Origin of the sequence: Dechloromonas sp. H13, assembly GCF_009469615.1 — a bacterium.
In the GTDB taxonomy this organism is placed as follows: Bacteria; Pseudomonadota; Gammaproteobacteria; order Burkholderiales; family Rhodocyclaceae; genus Azonexus.
In genome coordinates this window covers 134328-151331 of sequence record NZ_SSXX01000004.1, presented here as the reverse complement: position 1 = coordinate 151331, position 17004 = coordinate 134328, and the positions used below count along the sequence as shown (strand labels likewise).

Below are 17004 nucleotides of genomic sequence, written 5' to 3'. Positions count from 1 at the left end.
TCGAAATCGTGATGCTCGCATAGCGGCCAGCCCGCCGGGCTGACCAAGATCAAGAAAATACGCCTGCCGGCGGGTAACGATCAAGCCTTGCGGTTGCTCCCCGCCACCATGCGGATCTCGAACAGGCGGCATTCCAGCGGACCGTTGAACAGCGGCGTCTTGCGGCTCGGCCTGAGGCCGACCAGTTTGGGCAGGCGCAGGTCGGCGGTGAAGAAAAAGCAGTTCCAGCCGGCCCAGTGTTTTTTCAGCGCCGAACCGAGCTGCGGGTAGAACGCGGCGAGTTCTTCCTGCTCGCCGATGCGCTCGCCGTAGGGTGGGTTGGTGACGAGGATGCCGCGATCGGTCAGCGGCTGGATTTCCAGCAGATCGCCGCGGTCGACCGTGACAATGCCGCCAAATCCGGCTTCCTGCAGATTGCGCCGGGTCGCGCGCACTGCCTTGTCGTCGATGTCGTAACCGCGGATGTCGAGCGGCTCCGCCGGCTTGCAGCGCGCCTCGGCGGCCTGGCGGAGGTGCGCCCAGTCGAGCGCCGCGAAGCTCTTCAGCAATTCGAAGGCGAACCCACGGTCGAGCCCCGGCGCGCGGTCGAGCGCGACCTGCACCGCTTCGAGCAGGAAGGTGCCGCTGCCGCACATCGGGTCGACCAGCGGCAGGCCGGGCTGCCAGCCGGTCATCTTCAGGATGCCGGCCGCCAGGTTTTCCTTCAGCGGCGCGTCCACGCTGGCCTTGCGAAAGCCGCGCTGCCACAGCGGCTGGCCCGAGGTGTCGAGGTACAGCGTGCACTCGTTCTCGGTCAGGAAAACATGGATGCTGACATCCGGATGGCGCGTCTCGATGTTCGGCCGCTCGCCGAGGTCCTCGCGGAAGCGGTCGCAGACGGCGTCCTTGACGCGCAGGGTGACGAAATCGAGCGACTTGAGCGGGCACTTGATCGCCGTCGTCACGACGCGCATGGTGCGCGACACCGAAAAATGGTTCGGCCACAGCTGGCGGACGGCCAGCCGGTAGATGTCCTCTTCCTTGGCGTAGGGCCCCTTGACGATGTGCCAGAGGATGCGGGTCGCCAGCCGCGATTCCAGGTTGGCGCGGTAGCAGACGAGCCAGTCGCCGGAAAAATGGACGCCGCCGTGGGTCGACCGCAACTCGTCGGCGCCGACCGCGCGCAGTTCCTCGACCAGCAGTTCCTCGAGCCCGCGCGGGCAGATCGCAAAATATTTGTTCATCAGAAGGGTTTCAGGACGACGAGAAAGACCACGGCGAAGAGCACCAGCACGGGCATTTCGTTATAGAAACGGAACCAGACGTGGGACCGGGCATTGCTGCCGGTCCGGAAAGCCTTGAGCAGGCGCCCGCAATGCCAGTGATAGACAAGCAGCCCGGCGACCAGCAGCGTCTTGGCGTGCAGCCAGCCGCCCGAGAAACCGTAGCCGAACCACAGCCACAGGCCGAACAGCACCGCCAGCACGCCGAGCGGCGTCATGAAGCGGTACAGCTTGCCGGCCATCAGCAGCAGGCGCTCGCGCTCGGCAACGCTGTCGGCCGGCACCATGGCCAGATTGACGAATATGCGCGGCAGGTAGAAGAGCCCGGCGAACCAGGCGACGACCAGCGAGATGTGCAGGGCCTTGACGATCAGCATGCGGATTTCCTTTCCAGCGCGGCGCGTATCCCGTCGTCGACCGTCGGATAGGCGAGCCGCAGTTTCAGTTCGTTCTTGAGGCGGCGGTTGCCGATGCGCCGCGATTCGCGCAGGAAGGACATCTGCAGCGGCGACAGCCGGCGCCCGGCCTCGGCGCGCGACAGGCGCGGCGGCGGCGGCAGGGCGAAGGCGGCGGCGACGCGGTCGAAATAGTCGGCCATCTTCAGGTCGGAATCGTCGACCGCGTTGTAGGCGCGGTTGCTGCGACCGCGACGCAAGGCGGCAAGGCAGGCGGCGGCGAGGTCGTCGGCATGGATGTGGTTGGTGTACACGTCGTCCGCCGCGGCGAGCGCCGGCAGTCCCTTTTCCAGGCGCTCCAGCGGCAGGCGGTCGGCGGCGTAGATGCCGGGTGCGCGCAGGATCACCACGCTGACGCCGGTACGCCGCCCCCAGGCGCGCAGGCAGCGTTCGGCGGCGACCCGGCGGCCGGCGCGGGCGCTTTCCGGGTTGAGGCGGCGCGTCTCGTCGATGCGCTCGCCCGCGCAATCGCCGTAGACGCCGGTCGTACTAACGTAGATCAGGCGGCGTGGTAGACTTTCGCCCTTGCCCAACGCGGCCAGCAGGTTGCGGGTGCGGCGGTCGCCCGACCCTTCGCCGGGCGGCGGCGCCAGGTGCAGCACGCAGTCGGCGAGGCCGGCCAGGCGCTGCAGGCTGGCCCGGTCGTCGAGGTCGGCCAGCAGCGGCGTCGCGCCGGCCGCGCGCCACGCCGCGCAACGACCAGCGTCGCGCAGCACCGCATAGACGCGATAGCGGCGGGCAAGGCGGGAGAGGATGCGGCGGGCCACGTCCCCGCTGCCGACAATCAGGATTTTTTGCACGCCGGCATTGTAGCCGACGACCAAGGGAAACAATGAGCCACCAGATCACCGTCCAGCCGAGCGGCCGCCAGTTCGCTGCCGAAGCCGGCGAAACCATCCTCGACGCCGCATTGCGCCAGGGCTTCACCATGCCCTACGGCTGCAAGGACGGCGCCTGCGGCTCGTGCAAGGGCAAGGTGCTGGCCGGCACGGTCGACCACGGCAAGGCGCAGCCCAACGCGCTGAAGGACGAGGAGAAGGCGGCCGGCCTCGCCCTCTTCTGCTGCGCCCGGCCGCAGTCCGACCTGACGCTGGAGTGCAAGCAGTTGACCTCGGGCGCCGACATCCCGGTCAAGACCCTGCCGTCGCGCATCGAGAAGCTCGAACGGCTGGCGCCGGACGTCATCGAGATGCACCTCCGCCTGCCGGCCAGCGAGCGCCTGCAGTTTCTCGCCGGGCAGTACATCGACATCCTGCTCAAGGACGGCCGGCGGCGCAGCTTCTCGCTGGCCAACGCACCGCACGACGACGCCTTCCTGCAGCTGCACATCCGGCACGTGCCGGGCGGCCTGTTCACCGACCAGGTCTTCTCGACCATGAAGGTGCGCGACATCCTGCGCTTCAACGGGCCGCACGGCAGCTTCTACCTGCGCGAGGATTCGCCGAAGCCGATGATCCTGCTCGCCGGCGGCACCGGCTTCGCGCCGATCAAGGCCATCGTCGAACACGCGCTGGCCGAGCAATGCCAGCGCCCGATGCATATCTACTGGGGCGCCAAATCCCGCGCCGACCTCTACCAGAGCGACCTGCCGCAAAGGTGGGCGGCGGAAAACGCCAGCGTCAGCTACGTGCCGGTATTGTCGGAACCGGCACCCGGCGACGCCTGGGAAGGCCGCACCGGCTTCGTGCACCGGGCGGTGATGGCCGATTTCCCGGACCTCTCCGGCCATCAGGTCTACGCCTGCGGCGCGCCGGTGATGATCGACGCGGCGCGCCACGATTTCGTCACCGCCTGCCGGCTGCCGGAAGAGGAATTCTTCGCCGACGCCTTCAGCTTTTCGACCACCTGATTCCGCACCGCATGCCGCGCCGCCGTTCCCTCGTCACCCCCGCATGGCGCCCCGCCCTGCTCGCGCTGGGCGGGCTGTTGCTCGGCGCCTGCGCGTCGCCGCCGCCGGCCGCCTACACCGCCGAGACCTTCAACGCCGATTCGCCGTTCCGCTACTGGAGCACGAAGGAACCCGAGGCCGCCTGCGAACTCGGTCGCCGGGCGCTGCTCAGCCAGGGTTACCAGGTCGATGATTCGAAGCCGCAGACCATCCGCGGCGAAAAGCTCTTCCAGCCGCAGGCGGATTACGTGATGAAGCTCAACATCACGCTGGTCTGCCTGCCCAGCAACGTCGGCGCCGGGCTGTACGCCAATGCCCTGCAGACGCGCTACGAGCTGAAGTCACGCGGCACCAGCGCCGGCGTCAGCGTCGCCGGCTTCGGCTCGATCAACCTGCCGTGGGGGGGCGACAAGGATGTGCTGGTCAAAGTCGGCGAGGAAACCATCGCCGACCCCGACTTCTACCGCCGGCTGTTCGCCCTCATCGACGCGCTGGGCGGCTAGGGCGTGTTCACAGTAACCGGCGGGACTGCGTTTGCCGGGACGGGAGGGGCGCCAAGGCGCGAGGCGCGGGGAATGGTCGTTGCATTCCCAAGCCGAGCGACGCCGGCGACCGCCCGTCCCGGCAAACCCGAAGGGCAAGGGGCTGGCGGGGCGTATTGCCGCGTTGCCGTTCGCTTGTGCAGATCACTGCACCGCGCGACCGGCGCCTTACACTGCCTCCCCGCCAGCCCCTTGCGCAGCCCGTCGCTTACTGTGAACACGCCCTAGCGCTGCCAGGCGCAGCCCTTGAGCGCCTCGCCGTTGAACTCGACCGTCGCCGTCCAGCCGAACACCGCGTCGGCCATCGTGTCGAGACAGACCTTGGGTTCGAAGCGCGCCCTGAGCCGCGCCGCATCCGTCCGCGCCTCGAAGCGAACGACCCCGCCGTCGCGGGTGGCCGCCCCACCGGGCACATTGACGTCGGCCTTGCCCAGCCGCTTGAGGACCACCACTTCCGGCCCGATCGCCAGCAGCCAGCTTGGCTCGTTGCCGCTGGCCCGCCACGATTCCTCGTTGCCGCCCGGCTGCTGGCAGCGCCCTTCGGCGCGCGCCAGGTTGAGTCCGGAAGCGCGGACCATGCCGCCGTCGACCACCGCCATCAGCTCGACGTAGAGCTTCCTGCCGGCCGCCAGGCCAATGCCGTCGAGCGCCTTGGTCACCGCCCGCTCGGGCGAAATGTCGTCGACCAAGGCATAGCTGCGGTCGCGACAGGGCGCGAAGACGAGCTTGTCGCCCTGCTTCATCAGCAGGCCGGCGGCGATCTTCGGCGTGGTGTCGGCCGGCTTGCTGCCCTGGGCCTGCAGTCCGCAGGCGAACGCGGCGGCCAGCAGGGCGACGATGGAATGGCGGATTTTCATGGCTTCTCGCAGGGTCGGGAACAACGGACGGTCATTGTCGCGCGCGGCGGCGCCGACGGGTTTGATGCAGCTGAAAAAAGCGCGGACGGCTCACTCGCCGAGATAGGCGGCGCGCACCTTGGGATCGTTGAGCAGATCGCCGGCGGCGCCGTGCAGCGTGATCTCGCCGCTCTCCATGACGTAGCCGCGCTGGCTGGTTTCGAGCGCCAGCTTGGCGTTCTGCTCGATGAGCAGGATGGTCATGCCCTGGGCGGCGACGGCGCGGATCACCTCGAAGATCTTCTGCACCATGATCGGCGCCAGGCCCATCGACGGTTCGTCGAGCAGCAGCATGCGCGGCCGGCTCATCAGCGCGCGGCCGATCGCCAGCATCTGCTGTTCGCCACCGGACAGGGTGCCGGCCAGTTGCGCCTCGCGCTCCTTGAGACGCGGGAAGTAGCCAAAGACCATTTTCAGGTCCTTTTCGATGTCGACCGCATCGTTGCGCACGAAGGCGCCCATCGCCAGATTCTCGGCGACGGTCAGGCGCGGGAAGACGCCGCGCCCTTCCGGCACCAGCGCGATGCCCTGGCGGATGACGTCGTGCGGCGCGATGCGGGTGATCTTCTCGCCGCAGAAATGGACGTCGCCGCCCGCCGCATCGAGGACGCGGGCGATGGCCTTCAGCGTGCTGGTCTTGCCGGCGCCGTTGGCGCCGATCAGCGCCACCATCTCGCCCTCGTTGACGTGGAAGGTGATGCTGCGCACCGCCTGGATGCCGCCGTAGGCGACGCGGAGTCCGGTAACCTCAAGCACCCAGGTACGCCTCGATCACGCGTTGATCCTTCTGCACCACCGCCGGCACGTCCTCGATGATCATCGCGCCGTAGTCGAGCACGGCGACGCGGTCGCACAGGCCCATGACCAGCTTGACGTCGTGCTCGATGAGCAGAATGGTCGTCCCGTCGCGGCGGATGCCGTCGATCAGGTCGCGCAGTTCCTCGGTCTCGGTGGCGTTCATGCCGGCCGCCGGCTCGTCCAGGCACAGCAGGCGCGGCTCGGTGGCCAGCGCGCGGGCGATTTCCAGGCGGCGCTGGTCGCCATAGGACAGGTTCTTGGCCAGGTCGTCGGCGCGGTCCTCGATGCGGACGTAGTGCAGCAGGTCCTCGGCGCGCTGGCGAATGGCCGCCTCTTCGGCGCGCGTCGCCCGGTTCTGGAAGATCGCCCCGAGCACCCCGGCGGCGGTCCGCACGTGGCGGCCGACCATGACGTTCTCGAGCGCCGTCATGTTGGCGAACAGGCGGATGTTCTGGAAGGTGCGGGCGATGCCGCGCTCGGCCGCCTTGTGCGGCGCATCGGCGACCAGCGGCGCGCCGGCGAAGTCGAAGCCGCCGCCGTCCGGAATGTAGAGGCCGGTCATGCAGTTGAAGAAGGTCGTCTTGCCGGCGCCGTTGGGGCCGATCAGGCCGTAGATCTCGCCCTGGCGGATGGTCAGCGAGACGTCGCGCAGCGCCTTGACGCCGCCGAAATGCTTGGCGACCGCCTTCGCTTCGAGCAGCACGGTCATCAGGCTGCCCCCGTCCGCTTCTCGCTCAACTCGCGCTTGCGCTCCGGCGACGGCCACAGGCCGGCCGGCTTGAAGCGCATGACGAGCACCAGCGCGAGGCCGAAGATCAGCATGCGCAGGCTCTCCGGGTCGATCAGCATCTTGCCGAACAGCGCCATCTGCAGCGGCCCGACGCCGTAGCGCAGCACCTCCGGCAGGACGGTCAGCAGCACGGCGCCGAGGATGACGCCGGGAATGTGGCCCATGCCGCCGAGGACGACCATCGCCAGGATCATGATCGACTCGATCAGCGAGAAGCTCTCCGGCGAGACGAAGCCCTGCATCGCCGAGAAGACGCCGCCGGCGACGCCACCGAAGCTGGCGCCCATGGCGAAGGCGAGCAGCTTGAGGTTGCGCGTGTTGATGCCGACCGCCTTGGCGGCGATCTCGTCCTCGCGGATCGCCTGCCAGGCGCGGCCGATGCGCGAATTCTGCAGGCGCTGGTTGATGACGATGACGAGAATGGCCAGCGCCAGCAGCAGGAAGTAGTACTTCTGCGGTCCACTCAGCGAAATGCCCAATATCTGCGAGGTACCGGAAAACCTGAGATCGCCGATCGCCACCGGATCGATCAGGGTGATGCCCTGCGGCCCGTTGGTGATGTTGATCGGCGCATTGAGGTTGTTCATGAAGATGCGCACGATCTCGCCGAAGCCGAGGGTGACGATGGCCAGGTAGTCGCCGCGCAGCTTGAGCGTCGGCGAGCCGAGCAGGACGCCGAAGACGCAGGCGAGCGCCGCGCCGAGCGGCAGGATGACCCAGAACGGCCAGTGCAACCCGAAATGCGGGCTGGCGAGCAGGGCGTAGGTATAGGCGCCGACGGCATAGAAGGCGACGTAGCCGAGATCGAGCAGGCCGGCATAGCCAACGACGATGTTGAGGCCGAGCGCCAGGAAGATGTAGAGGATGGCGAAATTGACGATGCGCACCCAGGCCTGGCCGCCCAGCGCGGCGACGAAGGGCAGCGCGATCAGCACGGCGGCGATCAGCAGCATGCCGAAGGTGGAACGCGGGTCGAACCACTTGCTCATGCCCGGTCTCCGGTCTTCTCGCCGAAGAGGCCGGACGGCTTGAACATCAGCACGACGATGAGCACGATGAAGGCGAATATGTCCTGGTAGTGGCTGCCGAAGAAACCGCCGGTCAGGTCGCCGATGTAGCCCGCCCCGAGCGCCTCGATGATGCCGAGCAGGATGCCGCCGGCCATCGCCCCGGCGAGGTTGCCGATGCCGCCGAGGACGGCCGCCGTGAATGCCTTGAGGCCGAGCATGAAGCCCATCTGGTAATGGGCGATTTCGTAATAGGTGCCGACCATGACGCCGGCCAGCGCGCCGAGCGCCGAGCCGATGACGAAGGCGGCGGAAATGACGCGGTTGCTGTTCACGCCCATCAGGCTCGCCACCTGCGGATTCTGTGCCGTCGCCCGCATCGCCATGCCGAGCCTGGTGCGATAGACGAGGAAAACGAGGCCGGCCATGGTCAGCCCCGAAACACCGACGATCATCACCTGGATGGCCGTGAAATGGGCGCCGGCGAACTCGAAATTGACCTTCGGCAACAGGTGCGGGAAGGTCAGGTAGTTGCGCCCCCAGACGATCATCGCCACGTTCTGAAGGACGATCGACATGCCGATCGCCGTGATCAGCGGCGTCAGGCGCGGCGCGTTGCGCAGCGGCCGGTAGGCGATGCGCTCCAGCCCCCAGCCGAGCGCCATGCAGACCAGAACCGCCGCCGCCAGCCCGTTGACGCCGGCCAGCGCCACCGGGACGCCGGCCTTGATAAGGGTGCCGGCGACCGAAATGGCGACCAGCGTGCCGATCATCACCACCTCGCCGTGCGCGAAGTTGATCAGGCCCATGATGCCGTACACCATCGTATAGCCCAGCGCGACCAGCGCGTAGATGCTGCCCTGGACGAGGCCGTTGATGATCTGCTGGAGGAAAATATCCATTTTGGGAAGGTCGACCGCAACATGTGGAAACGGCACCTTGCGGTGCCGTTTCGTTCGCGTCGGGCCGGCTTTACTTCTTCTCGACCGCTGCCTTGGTTGCCTCGGCGGCGCCCTTGACCGCCTCGGCGCCGCTCTTGACAGCATCGGAACCGGCCGCTGCCGCCGCACCGGCCACCGCCTTGGCGGCCTCCTTGACCTCGGCAGCCGCTTCCTTCACGGCCCCCATGGCGCCGCCGCCGAGCGTCTCGACGTACTCGAGCTTGCCGCCCTTGTACTGGTACATGGAGATCGCGCCGCCCTTGAGGTCGCCGAACTCGTCGAACTCGATCACCGCGGTGACCCCGTCATACTTGGTCTTGCCGACTTCCGGCAGGTACTTGGCGGGATCGACCGAGTCGGCACGCTTCATCGAATCGGCCATCACCAGCACGGCGTCGTAGACATACGGGGCGTAGAGCTGGATCTCGGCGCCAAACTTCTTGTTGAACTTGTCCTTGAATTCCGGACCCTTGGCCAGCTTTTCAAGCGGCATGCCCGGCAGCGAGCAGTAGTTGCCTTCGGTCGCCTCGCCGCCCAGCTTCATGAACTCGGGCGTACACACGCCGTCGCCGCCAAGGAACTTGGCCTTGATGCCGAGTTCCTTCATCTGCTTGGCCATCGGGCCGCCCTGGGCATCCATGCCGCCGTAGAAGACGAGATCCGGCTTGGTGGACTTGATCTTGGTCAGGATGGCCTTGAAGTCGGTGGCCTTGTCGTTGGTGTATTCGGTGGCGACGACCTTGATGCCGGCGGCTTCGGCCGACTTCCTGAACTCGTCGGCCAGGCCCTGGCCGTAGGCCGTGCGGTCATCGACGATGGCGACGGTCTTGGCGCCCTGCTTGGCGGCGAATTCGCCGAGCGCCTTGCCCTGCTGGACGTCGTTGGCCATCACGCGGAAGGCGGTCTTGAAGCCCTGCTGCGTGTATTTCGGGTTGGTCGCCGAACCGGAAATCTGCGGGATGCCGGCGTCGGAATAGAGCTTGGAAGCCGGGATGGTGGTGCCCGAATTCAGGTGGCCGATGACGCCCTGGACCTTCGCGTCGACCAGCTTCTGGGCGACGATCGAGCCCTGCTTGGGATCGGCCTGGTCGTCTTCGGCCAGCAGTTCGAAACTGACCTTGGCGCCGCCGATTTCCAGGCCTTGCGCGTTCAGTTCCTCGATCGCCAGGCGGGCGCCGTTCTCATTGTCTTTGCCGAGGTGAGCCTGGGGGCCGGTCATCGGCGCCACGTGGCCGAGCTTGACGACGATCACCGGCTTGGCGGCCGGCGCCGGGGCGGCCGGGGCGGCGGCGGGCTTCGGTTCCTCCTTCTTGCCGCAGGCGGTCATGGCCAGGGCGGCGGCAACGGAAAGGGCAACAACGGAAAGCTTGGCTTGCATCGAGGTTTCTCCTGACGGGTCGGGGGGAATGGCTGATTGTCAGGCGATTGTCCGGAGGCACCAGAGTCCTGTCAATAACAAGGTGCTATGATGATTGCAGAAAGAGGACAACAATCCGGCATCGCCATGCGGCCTATCAAGTTCCTGAGAACGATCACCAACCGGGCGGCGCGCGAGGCGCTTGCATTGCTGCCACGGCGCAAACGCTATCGCGTCTTCCGCTACTTCGCAGAATACGACCCGGCGCCCAGCCCGCGCCTGACCCTGAAGATCGCCGAAACCCGCGACGAGCTGGAGGCCTGTTTCCGCCTGCTGCACGACACCTACGTCAAGCGCGGCTTCATGCACCCCGACCCGTCGGGCATGCGGGTGACGATCTACCACGCGCTGCCGACCACCACGACGCTGTGCGCCAAGTACGACGGCAAGGTCGTCGGGACGCTTTCGCTGATCCGCGAGAGCGCCATCGGCTTCCCGCTGCAGCGCATCTTCGACCTGACCAGCGTGCGCGCCCGGCGCGGCAACATCGCCGAGGCCTCGGCGCTGGCGATCCACCCGGACTTCCAGGGCCATGGCGGGATGGTGCTGCTGCCGCTGCTGAAGTTCATGTACGAGTACTGCACGACCTTCTTCGACACCCGGCACCTGGTCATCGCGGTCAACCCGAAGCACATCGAGACCTACGAATCGCTGCTCTTCTTCCGCCGCCTCTCGGGCACGGTGGTCGACAGCTACGACTTCGTCAACGGCGCGCCGGCGATCGGCGCCACGCTCGATCTCCGCCACGCGCCGGAAATCCTGCGCAAGCACTACGGCGGGCGCCCCCTGCGCCGCAACCTGCACCACTATTTCGTGGCCATGCAGCTGCCCAACATCGAGATGCCGAACCGGCGCTTCTACACGACCAACGACCCGGTCATGACGCCGGAACTGATCGACCACTTCTTCAACCGCAAGACCGATGTCTTCGCCACCCTGAGCGAGCGCAAGAAGGGGCTGCTGCACATGATCTACGACCTGCCGGAATACCGGCAGGTCCTGCCGTCGCTGCCGCAGCCGTGCAGCGACCTCAAGGTGCGCCAGCACCGGCGCTTCTCGGTCAAGTGCCCGGGACGCCTGATCGTGCCGAACGACGACGGCAAGCCGGTCGCCATGGAAGTCAGCGAGGTTTCGCGCTACGGCTTCCGCGCCACCACCCGGCAACCGGTGACGCCGGACACCTGGCTGACGGCGGTGATCCAGCTCGGCCGCCAGGAGACGTCGCTGCTGCAGGTGCGCTGCGTGCAGGACACGCAGTTCGAGGGCAGCCACCGCTTCGGCTTCCAGATTGGCGAGCCCGACCTGATCTGGCGCAAGTTCGTCAATGCGCTGTACGACGGCCGCACCCAGGGCGACCTCGACAACGCCACCCGCTTCCTCTCCCGTGGCTGAGCCGTCACCCTCCCGCCGCCTGCCGGAAAGCCTTCGGCAACGCCTCGCCGAGCACTTCGGCACGCGCTTTTCCTGCGGCGAATCGATCCGCCTGCAGCACGGTCGCGACGAATCGGTCCACGACCCGCTGCCGCCCGACGGCGTCGTCCTCGCCGAAAGCACCGCCGAAGTCGCGCTGGTCGTCCGCCTGTGTGCCGAACACGGCGTGCCGGTCATCCCCTACGGCGTCGGCAGTTCGGTCGAGGGCCACGTGCTGGCGCCGGGCGGCGGCATCTCGCTCGACCTTTCCGGGATGAACCGCGTCGTCGCCATCCATGCCGACGACGGCGACGCCGTCGTCGAGGCGGGCGTCACGCGCAAGCAGCTCAACGACGCGCTCAAGGGCAGCGGCCTCTTCTTCCCGATTGACCCCGGCGCCGACGCAACGCTCGGCGGCATGGCGGCGACCCGCGCCTCGGGCACCAACGCCGTGCGCTACGGGACGATGAAAGACAACGTGCTGGCCACCACCACGGTGCTCGCCGACGGCCGCGTCATGAAGACCGGCGGCCGCGCCCGCAAGTCGTCGGCCGGCTACGACCTGACCCGCCTGCTGGTCGGCTCGGAAGGCACGCTCGGCATCATGACCGAGCTGACGGTGAAGCTCTACCCGATCCCCGAGGCCATCTCGGCCGCGGTGTGCACCTTCCCCGACATCGACGCCGCCGTGCGGACGGTGATCCAGACCATCCAGCTCGGCGTGCCGGTGGCGCGCATCGAACTGCTCGACGCGCTGTCGCTGGCGGCCATCAACAAGTTCAGCAAGACCACGCTGGCCGAGGCGCCGACGCTGTTCTTCGAATTCCACGGCAGCCCGGCCGGCGTCGCCGAGCAGGCCGAAACCGTCCAGGCCATCGCCGGCGAACTGGGTGGTGCCGATTTCCAGTGGGCGACGCGCCCGGAAGACCGCAGCCGCCTGTGGCAGGCGCGGCACGACGCCTACTTCGCCTGCCTGCAACTCAAGCCGGGTGGCCGCTGCTTCCCGACCGACGTCTGCGTGCCGATCTCGCGGCTCGCCGAATGCATCGCCGAAACGCAGGCCGACATCGCCAAGGTAAACATCCCGATCGCGCTGTTCGGCCACGTCGGCGACGGCAATTTCCACCTTGTCGTCCTGGTCGACCGCGACAACCCGCAGGACATGGCGGAAGCGGCCTGGATCAGTGAGCGCGTCGTCGAGCGCGCCATCGCGCTGGAGGGGACGTGTACCGGCGAGCACGGCGTCGGGCTCGGCAAGCGGAAGTACCTCATCGCCGAACATGGTGCTGTGGCGGTCGACGTCATGCGGATGCTCAAAACCGCGCTCGATCCGCAGAATCTGCTGAATCCGGGGAAGGTGTTGCCGTGATTTCCCTGGTTTCGTTTTTCCGGGTTGCTGGTTTCTGCGCCTGACGCGCGGGCGGGTTCTTGATGCGCTGTTTTCCGCCTGCCGGCGGGCGTACTTTCTTTTGCTTCGCCAAAAGAAAGTAGCCAAAGAAAAGGCGACCCCAGGTTCTGCGCCCGGCTACGCCGGGTTCCCTGCGCTACTCGAAGGGCCGGGCGGCTGCGGAACTCGGGGCTGCGCCCCTCAGGCAGCCCTCGCCGACTGCCCCCGGCCCGCCTGCGTTGCTCGGCGCTCCACATGGGGACCCGGAAGAGCGTCGCGGCACGACCGCTCTGCCTACTGCGGTCGACCATCCAAAAAAGCCAAAAATGCGGCACACCAATTGTGTACCGGTGGTTTTCCGGGCCCCTTGGGAGGCGCCGAGCAACGCAGGGTTGTTGGGGGCCTTCGGCTGGCGTTGTCCGAGCCGCAGGCGAGTTTTGCCAGCCGCCCAACAACCCGAGTAGCGCAGGACACTCGGCAACGCCGGGCGCCGACCCAGGGTCGCCTTTTCTTTGGCTACTTTCTTCTTGGCGACCCAAGAAGAAAGTAAGACGCCGGTCAACGGCGGAATGCAGCGCGCCAAACAACCATCACCGCGTCAGACGCGAAAACCTGCCCCCCAAAACCACCCCTCGCCCCCCGCTTGCCAGAACCATCCCCCCACCCCGATACTCCAATTTCCAATCCCGCCAACCACCACCCCCCGGCGCGCGGGAAGACAGCAACCGGCCCACAAGGCCGTACGAATGGAGACAACCATGGGCAAGCCCGATTTGCCGTCGTCGCTCGCTGCGACGCTGGACGACAAGTACACCGCCACCGCCGGCCGCGTCTTCCTGACCGGCACCCAGGCGTTGATCCGCCTGCCCATGCTGCAGCGCGAGAGCGATCTCGCCGCCGGGCTGAACACCGCCGGCTTCATTTCCGGCTACCGCGGCAGCCCGCTCGGCAACCTCGACCTCGGGCTGTGGAAGGCGAAGCAGCACCTCGCCGACCACCACGTCACCTTCCAGCCCGGCATCAACGAGGACATGGCGGCGACCGCCGTCTGGGGCAGCCAGCAGGTCGGCCTGTTTCCCGGCGCCAAATACGACGGGGTGTTCGCCATGTGGTACGGCAAGGGGCCGGGCGTGGACCGCTGCGGCGACGTCTTCCGCCACGCCAACGCCGCCGGCACGGCGCCGCACGGCGGCGTTCTGGTCATCGCCGGCGACGACCACGCGGCCAAGTCGTCGACCCTGCCGCACCAGACCGAGCACATCTTCAAGGCGGTGTTGATGCCGGTGCTCTACCCGGCCAACGTCCAGGAATACCTCGACTACGGCCTGCACGGCTGGGCGATGAGCCGCTATTCGGGCTGCTGGGTGGCGTTCAAGGCACTCGCCGACACCGTCGAAACCTCGGCTTCGGTGCGCGTCGACCCGGCTGCGGTCGACATCGTCCTGCCGACCGATTTCAGGCTGCCGGCGGACGGCCTCAACATCCGCTGGCCCGACCCGCCGCTGCTCCAGGAAGCCCGGCTGCTCAACCACAAGCTCTACGCGGCGCTGGCCTACTGCCGCGCCAACAAGCTGAACCGGGTGATCATCGACTCGCCGAATCCCCGGCTCGGCATCCTGACCGCCGGCAAGAGCTACCTCGACGTCCGCCAGGCGCTCGACGAGCTGGGCATCGACGACGCGCTGGCCGCCAAGATCGGCATCCGCCTCTACAAGGTCGGCATGGTCTGGCCGCTTGAACCGGAGGGCGTGCGCCACTTCGCCGAAGGGCTGGAGGAAATCCTGGTCGTCGAGGAAAAACGCCAATTGCTCGAATACCAGCTCAAGGAAGAACTTTACAACTGGCGCGAGGACGTGCGGCCGCGCGTCATCGGCAAGTTCGACGAGATCGGCGAATGGTCCGAAGGCAACTGGCTGCTGCCGGCGACCGGCGAGCTGCCGGTGGCAACCATCGCCCGCGTCATCGCCGGACGCATCGAGCGCTTCTTCACCTCACCGACCATCGAGGCGCGCCTCAAGCTGATCGCCGCCAAGCAGCAGGCAGCGCAGACGCCGGTCGTGCTGGCCGAGCGCAAGCCGCATTTCTGCTCGGGCTGCCCGCACAACACCTCGACCCGCGTGCCCGAAGGTTCGCGCGCCGTCGCCGGCATCGGCTGCCACTACATGGTGACGTGGATGGACCGCGCCACCTCGACCTACACCCACATGGGCGGCGAGGGCGTGCCGTGGGTCGGCCAGGCGCCGTTCACCGAAGAAAAGCACATCTTCGCCAACCTCGGCGACGGCACCTACTTCCACTCCGGGCTGCTCGCCATCCGCCAGGCCGTCGCCGCCAAGGTGCCGATCACCTACAAGATCCTCTACAACGACGCCGTGGCGATGACCGGCGGCCAGCCGGTCGACGGCATCCTCAGCGTCGCCCGCATCACGCGCCAGCTGGAGGCCGAGGGCGTCGAGAAGATGGTCGTCGTCACCGACGATCCGGCCAAGTATGCCGAGATCACCGATCTCGCCCCCGGCGTGCCGGTCCGCCACCGCGACGAGCTCGACGCCATCCAGCGCGAACTGCGCGCCTACGCCGGCGCCTCGGTGCTGATCTACGACCAGGTCTGCGCCACCGAGGCGCGGCGGCGCCGCAAGCGCGGCAGGATGCCGGTCGTCGACCGCCGCGTGTTCATCAACGAGGACGTCTGCGAAGGCTGCGGCGACTGCTCGGTGCAGTCCAATTGCCTGTCCGTCGTGCCGGTCGAAACCGCCTTCGGCACCAAGCGGCAGATCGACCAGTCGGCGTGCAACCAGGACTTCTCCTGCCTCAAGGGCTTCTGCCCCAGCTTCGTCACCGTCGAGGGCGGCCGGCTGAAAAAGGGAACAGCTGCGGTCGACGCCGAAAACTGGCCGATTTTGCCGGCCCCCGCGCTGCCCGCCACCGCCCAGCCCTACAACCTGCTAATCACCGGGGTCGGCGGCATGGGTGTCATCACCCTCGGCGCACTGATCGGCATGGCCGCCCATCTCGACGGCAAGGGCATTTCCACCCTCGACATGACCGGGCTGGCGCAGAAATTTGGCGCTGTCTTCTCGCACCTGCGCATCGCCGACCGGCCGGAAGATATCCACGCCGCCCGCATCGCCACCGGCGAGGCGCATGCCGTGCTCGGCGGCGACCTGGTGGTCAGCGCCGGCACCGAAGCCCTGTCCAAAATGCTTGAAGGGCGCACGCGGGCGGTGGTCAGCTGCAGTGAATCGCCGACCGCCGATTTCACGCGCAACCGCGACTGGCACTTCCCGCTCGCCGGCATGAAGCGGCAACTCGTCGACACGCTGGGCAGCGACCGGGTCGCCTTCCTCGACGCCCAGCATCTCGCCACCCGGCTGATGGGCGATGCCCTCTACGGCAACATGCTGCTCCTCGGCTACGCCTGGCAACTCGGGCTGGTGCCGGTCTCCGCCCGCGCGCTGGATCAGGCCATCGAACTCAACGGTACCGCCGTCGCCGCCAACCGCCAGGCTTTCCTGTGGGGCCGGCGGGCTGCGGTCGACCCGCAAAAGGTGGCCGAAATCGCCGGACCGCTCGCCGGCCAGCCCTTCGTCGAGCCGGCGCTGGGCGAACTGGTCGCCCAACGTGCCGCCCACCTCGCCGCCTACCAGGACGCCGCGCTGGGCGAGCGCTACCGCCTGCGCATCGCCGCCGTCCACGCGCGCGGCGACGACGAACTGACGCGCACCGTCGCCACCCAGTACGCCCGCCTGCTGGCGCCCAAGGACGAATACGAGGTCGCCCGCCTGTACACCGAGACCGATTTCCTGCAGCGCCTCGCCGACACCTTCGACGGCGACCTGCGCCTGAGCTTCCACCTGGCGCCGCCCGGCCTGACCAGGCCGGGGCCGGACGGCCGGCCGCGCAAGATCGTATTCGGTCCCTGGCTGCTGCACGGCCTGAAATGGCTGGCCAAGGCGCGCCGCCTGCGCGGCGGCTGGCTCGACCCCTTCCGTTTCGGCGCCGAAAAGGCGGTCGACCGCAACTTGCTCGCCAGCTACGAGGCCGACCTCGACCTGATCCTCGCCAGCCCCGGCGCCGACCCCGCCGCGGCCCGCGCGCTCGCCGCCTGGCCGGCGCCGGTGCGCGGCTTCGGGCCGCTGCGCGCCCGCGCGGCAGAAGCGGCGATGGCTGCGCGCGACGCCGCGCGAGGCGCGTTGATGACATAGAATCGC

14 protein-coding genes are annotated in these 17004 nt (G+C 67.8%); 5 read left to right on the top strand and 9 right to left on the bottom strand.

Annotation, left to right across the window (positions count from 1 at the left end; translation table 11 throughout):
• Nucleotides 1–80: 80 nt before the first annotated feature.
• The 3 genes from GH660_RS10975 to GH660_RS10965 are packed head-to-tail and all read right to left on the bottom strand — an operon-like array spanning nucleotide 81 to nucleotide 2517.
• Nucleotides 81–1226 carry a class I SAM-dependent RNA methyltransferase gene (locus tag GH660_RS10975; RefSeq protein WP_228276477.1) on the bottom strand — a complete coding sequence of 382 codons (1146 nt, stop codon included), beginning with the start codon at nucleotides 1224–1226 and terminating at the stop codon, nucleotides 81–83.
• Nucleotides 1223–1639 (bottom strand): CopD family protein, encoded by a 417-nt coding sequence (locus GH660_RS10970; protein WP_153146710.1) that lies wholly within the window; start codon nucleotides 1637–1639, stop codon nucleotides 1223–1225. The genes GH660_RS10975 and GH660_RS10970 overlap by 4 nt, the downstream gene beginning before the upstream one ends.
• Nucleotides 1633–2517 carry an NAD-dependent epimerase/dehydratase family protein gene (locus tag GH660_RS10965; RefSeq protein ID WP_153146889.1) on the bottom strand — a complete coding sequence of 295 codons (885 nt, stop codon included), beginning with the start codon at nucleotides 2515–2517 and terminating at the stop codon, nucleotides 1633–1635. Before GH660_RS10965 ends, GH660_RS10970 begins: the two co-directional genes overlap by 7 nt.
• Before the next feature lie 32 nt (nucleotides 2518–2549).
• Between GH660_RS10965 and GH660_RS10960 the strand changes: the two genes are divergently transcribed.
• Nucleotides 2550–3566 carry a CDP-6-deoxy-delta-3,4-glucoseen reductase gene (locus GH660_RS10960; RefSeq protein WP_153146709.1) on the top strand — a complete coding sequence of 339 codons (1017 nt, stop codon included), beginning with the start codon at nucleotides 2550–2552 and terminating at the stop codon, nucleotides 3564–3566.
• Nucleotides 3567–3577: 11 nt separating this feature from the next.
• Complete coding sequence (locus tag GH660_RS10955) at nucleotides 3578–4108, top strand: DUF2242 domain-containing protein (protein ID WP_153146708.1); 531 nt, start codon at nucleotides 3578–3580, stop codon at nucleotides 4106–4108.
• A gap of 263 nt (nucleotides 4109–4371) precedes the next feature.
• Here the strand turns inward: GH660_RS10955 and GH660_RS10950 are convergent, their stop codons facing one another.
• The 6 genes from GH660_RS10950 to GH660_RS10925 all read right to left on the bottom strand — a co-directional run bounded on the left by GH660_RS10950 (nucleotide 4372) and on the right by GH660_RS10925 (nucleotide 9957).
• On the bottom strand, nucleotides 4372–5004 hold the full coding sequence (locus tag GH660_RS10950; RefSeq protein WP_153146707.1) for a COG3650 family protein: 633 nt from the start codon (nucleotides 5002–5004) through the stop codon (nucleotides 4372–4374).
• Between the two features lie 90 nt (nucleotides 5005–5094).
• Complete coding sequence (locus tag GH660_RS10945) at nucleotides 5095–5799, bottom strand: ABC transporter ATP-binding protein (protein WP_153146706.1); 705 nt, start codon at nucleotides 5797–5799, stop codon at nucleotides 5095–5097.
• Nucleotides 5792–6550 (bottom strand): ABC transporter ATP-binding protein, encoded by a 759-nt coding sequence (locus tag GH660_RS10940; RefSeq protein ID WP_153146705.1) that lies wholly within the window; start codon nucleotides 6548–6550, stop codon nucleotides 5792–5794. The genes GH660_RS10945 and GH660_RS10940 overlap by 8 nt, the downstream gene beginning before the upstream one ends.
• A complete protein-coding gene (locus GH660_RS10935; protein ID WP_153146704.1) occupies nucleotides 6550–7620 on the bottom strand; it encodes an ABC transporter ATP-binding protein in 1071 nt (356 codons plus the stop codon). The genes GH660_RS10940 and GH660_RS10935 overlap by 1 nt, the downstream gene beginning before the upstream one ends.
• Entirely contained in the window at nucleotides 7617–8540 is a 924-nt protein-coding gene (locus tag GH660_RS10930; protein ID WP_153146703.1) for a branched-chain amino acid ABC transporter permease, read from the bottom strand. The genes GH660_RS10935 and GH660_RS10930 overlap by 4 nt, the downstream gene beginning before the upstream one ends.
• 70 nt (nucleotides 8541–8610) lie before the next feature.
• The gene (locus tag GH660_RS10925) at nucleotides 8611–9957 is read right to left on the bottom strand and encodes a branched-chain amino acid ABC transporter substrate-binding protein (protein WP_153146702.1); all 1347 of its coding nucleotides are present in this window, start codon (nucleotides 9955–9957) and stop codon (nucleotides 8611–8613) included.
• A gap of 126 nt (nucleotides 9958–10083) precedes the next feature.
• On the opposite strand from GH660_RS10925, the gene GH660_RS10920 reads away from it, so the two are divergent.
• The 3 genes from GH660_RS10920 to GH660_RS10910 all read left to right on the top strand — a co-directional run bounded on the left by GH660_RS10920 (nucleotide 10084) and on the right by GH660_RS10910 (nucleotide 16998).
• On the top strand, nucleotides 10084–11388 hold the full coding sequence (locus GH660_RS10920) for a hypothetical protein (RefSeq protein ID WP_153146701.1): 1305 nt from the start codon (nucleotides 10084–10086) through the stop codon (nucleotides 11386–11388).
• The gene (locus tag GH660_RS10915; protein WP_228276464.1) at nucleotides 11381–12775 is read left to right on the top strand and encodes an FAD-binding oxidoreductase; all 1395 of its coding nucleotides are present in this window, start codon (nucleotides 11381–11383) and stop codon (nucleotides 12773–12775) included. The genes GH660_RS10920 and GH660_RS10915 overlap by 8 nt, the downstream gene beginning before the upstream one ends.
• A gap of 776 nt (nucleotides 12776–13551) precedes the next feature.
• Nucleotides 13552–16998, top strand: coding sequence for an indolepyruvate ferredoxin oxidoreductase family protein (locus GH660_RS10910; protein ID WP_153146699.1), 3447 nt, complete (start codon nucleotides 13552–13554; stop codon nucleotides 16996–16998).
• The last annotated feature ends 6 nt before the right edge of the window (nucleotides 16999–17004 follow it).

What these genes read in the sequence shown, in the direction of transcription:
- GH660_RS10920 (WP_153146701.1), top strand. Translation starts at nt 10,084, where the DNA reads ATGCGGCCTATCAAGTTCCTGAGAACGATCACCAACCGGGCGGCGCGC.
- GH660_RS10950 (WP_153146707.1), bottom strand. Translation starts at nt 5,004, where the DNA reads ATGAAAATCCGCCATTCCATCGTCGCCCTGCTGGCCGCCGCGTTCGCC.
- GH660_RS10935 (WP_153146704.1), bottom strand. Translation starts at nt 7,620, where the DNA reads ATGAGCAAGTGGTTCGACCCGCGTTCCACCTTCGGCATGCTGCTGATC.
- GH660_RS10970 (WP_153146710.1), bottom strand. Translation starts at nt 1,639, where the DNA reads ATGCTGATCGTCAAGGCCCTGCACATCTCGCTGGTCGTCGCCTGGTTC.
- GH660_RS10960 (WP_153146709.1), top strand. Translation starts at nt 2,550, where the DNA reads ATGAGCCACCAGATCACCGTCCAGCCGAGCGGCCGCCAGTTCGCTGCC.
- GH660_RS10955 (WP_153146708.1), top strand. Translation starts at nt 3,578, where the DNA reads ATGCCGCGCCGCCGTTCCCTCGTCACCCCCGCATGGCGCCCCGCCCTG.
- GH660_RS10940 (WP_153146705.1), bottom strand. Translation starts at nt 6,550, where the DNA reads ATGACCGTGCTGCTCGAAGCGAAGGCGGTCGCCAAGCATTTCGGCGGC.
- GH660_RS10910 (WP_153146699.1), top strand. Translation starts at nt 13,552, where the DNA reads ATGGGCAAGCCCGATTTGCCGTCGTCGCTCGCTGCGACGCTGGACGAC.
- GH660_RS10925 (WP_153146702.1), bottom strand. Translation starts at nt 9,957, where the DNA reads ATGCAAGCCAAGCTTTCCGTTGTTGCCCTTTCCGTTGCCGCCGCCCTG.
- GH660_RS10930 (WP_153146703.1), bottom strand. Translation starts at nt 8,540, where the DNA reads ATGGATATTTTCCTCCAGCAGATCATCAACGGCCTCGTCCAGGGCAGC.